Genomic DNA, 2,019 nt, shown 5'->3' with positions numbered 1-2,019 from the left:
TAACTTCTTCAATTTTTATATTTTTTACTATATCCTCTATTATACTAGAATTTTCATCATATTTATCCAGATTTATTTCTAGATGAATTCGAAAATCCCATTGATTATCAGAAATTAATATATCTTCACTGAAAACTTCTTTATCATCTACTTTAGTCATATATGTAGCTTTAATGGCTGGGTAAGATAAATCCATATTCATTTCATCATTTATATTCTTATCACTGTATTTTAAATCATATATTTCATTATCTTCTATGTATACTGGAAAATCAGAATACTCTTTATGTTTCATTCTTTCCACTGTAAATTTAATATCTTCATATTTATAGCTTTGTTTGTAATATCCATCAGCACTATTTTCTTCATCTATAAATTCACTTTCTGTAAAGTACTTACTTTCACTAATCATAATTAAGTTTACAGAAGGTGTATCCTTTCCTTCTTCTACAATTTCTTCCTTACTGTTTTTATTATTACACCCTACACCTAATAATAAGCATAGAAATGTAATTAAAATGGCTATCCTTTTCAAATTAACTCCTCCTTTTATTTTACATTCCATATAAGAGTAGCTATAGTAGAATTTATTTCTTCTTCAACATATCCACTATTACTTATGCCTTTTAAAAATTCACTTATTTTATTTTCCTCATCACCATTAATTGTTTTAATAGTTTTAATTTTTTTTACATATGTACTATAGGCCTTTTCTAAGGTTTCCTTGTATGACCAAGTTTTCTCTTCATAATTAATTCTTGGAGTGTAACCTTGCAGATATAACATATTAAATGCATATAAAAAGTTTAAGTTTTCTTCTTTCTGTGAAAGATTTAAAATTTTACTTAATTTATCATAAACAAAATCTTTTCTCCTTATATTACACCTTAACACACAATATTTTTTGCTAGCCTCATTCATTTTTGCAAAAGTAGATGCGCTTTGTATAGCAGGTGTCATTGATGCAAAAACCAAATCAAAATTTTTATATAAATTGGATTTATTCATATCTAATTCGTGCCAATCATCGCAAATAAAAGAAGTATTATCAATATTAAGCTTTCTTTTATTTTCATTAGCATAATCTATCATTTTAGACGATAAATCTATTCCATATATATAGCTACATTCCTGTGCTAGTGCAAGAGTATACTTTCCTCCTCCACAACCCACATCTAAAACTTTAAAATCCTTATTAATTAAATTTTCCTCTTTTAAAAGCTTTATAAATTCATCATTTTCTGAAGTTGGAATTACATAATTTCCAAAGTAATCCGCCTTTTCATCCCATAAGTTTATGTTTGCTTCTTTATCTTGATCTTTTAATCTCCATTTTAATTTTATTTCATTTATATTCATTCATTTCCCTCCCCCATATTCTCCTATATATATTGTAACAATTTATTTTCAAAAATCATAAAATACTTTATATAATTTTAAATATAAGGGGGTTAAATATGGAACTGCCAATAATAAATAATGAGATGACTAATTTCTTTTCATCTTATCGATCTGATTACCCCACTGCCATAGCTATAATTCATGGCAATAAGGATAACCCTTCCATCAGAGGAGAAGTTCTTTTTTATCAACTAGACGATGGTGTCTATATTAAGGCTTATATTATAGGTATACCAGATACCAATTCTAAGGGTGAACCTACAAAATTTCATGGATTTCACATACATGAAAGAGGAGATTGCACAATAGATAAATCTGAAGACCCATTTCCATCTGTAGGAAGTCATTTTAATCCAAATAACAACATACATCCATTTCATTCTGGTGATTTGCCACCAATTTTATCGGCTAATGGAATTGGTATATTATCTGTTTTTACAAATAGTTTTCGTGTAATTGATATACTAGAGAGATCTATTATCCTACACGAAGACCGTGATGATTTCACTTCTCAACCTTCTGGTATGTCCGGTAAAAAAATTGCTTGCGGTGTAATTTTACCTTATCATTATTAAATATTTTTTGAGTATTATTAAATAATTTTAATAATACTCTTTT

General features: G+C 27.1%; 3 protein-coding genes. 1 reads left to right on the top strand and 2 read right to left on the bottom strand.

The window, feature by feature from the left end; all coding sequences use genetic code 11:
- Positions 1 to 535 (bottom strand): hypothetical protein (locus NSA58_RS19585; protein WP_257560886.1); only part of this gene is annotated, 535 nt, incomplete at its 3' end.
- A 14-nt stretch (positions 536 to 549) separates the two neighbouring features.
- Positions 550 to 1,359, bottom strand: coding sequence for a class I SAM-dependent methyltransferase (locus tag NSA58_RS19580; RefSeq protein ID WP_074078648.1), 810 nt, complete (start codon positions 1,357 to 1,359; stop codon positions 550 to 552).
- Positions 1,360 to 1,457: 98 nt separating this feature from the next.
- Between NSA58_RS19580 and NSA58_RS19575 the strand changes: the two genes are divergently transcribed.
- Positions 1,458 to 1,976, top strand: coding sequence for a superoxide dismutase family protein (locus tag NSA58_RS19575; protein WP_079764860.1), 519 nt, complete (start codon positions 1,458 to 1,460; stop codon positions 1,974 to 1,976).
- Positions 1,977 to 2,019: the final 43 nt, after the last annotated feature.

The sequence above is a fragment of the Terrisporobacter muris genome (assembly GCF_024621905.1).
GTDB lineage: Bacteria > Bacillota > Clostridia > Peptostreptococcales > Peptostreptococcaceae > Terrisporobacter > Terrisporobacter muris.
The sequence above is the reverse complement of the archived record's forward strand: the minus strand, read 5'-3'. Positions and strand labels throughout refer to the sequence as shown.

What these genes read in the sequence shown, in the direction of transcription:
- NSA58_RS19580 (WP_074078648.1), bottom strand. Translation starts at nt 1,359, where the DNA reads ATGAATATAAATGAAATAAAATTAAAATGGAGATTAAAAGATCAAGAT.
- NSA58_RS19575 (WP_079764860.1), top strand. Translation starts at nt 1,458, where the DNA reads ATGGAACTGCCAATAATAAATAATGAGATGACTAATTTCTTTTCATCT.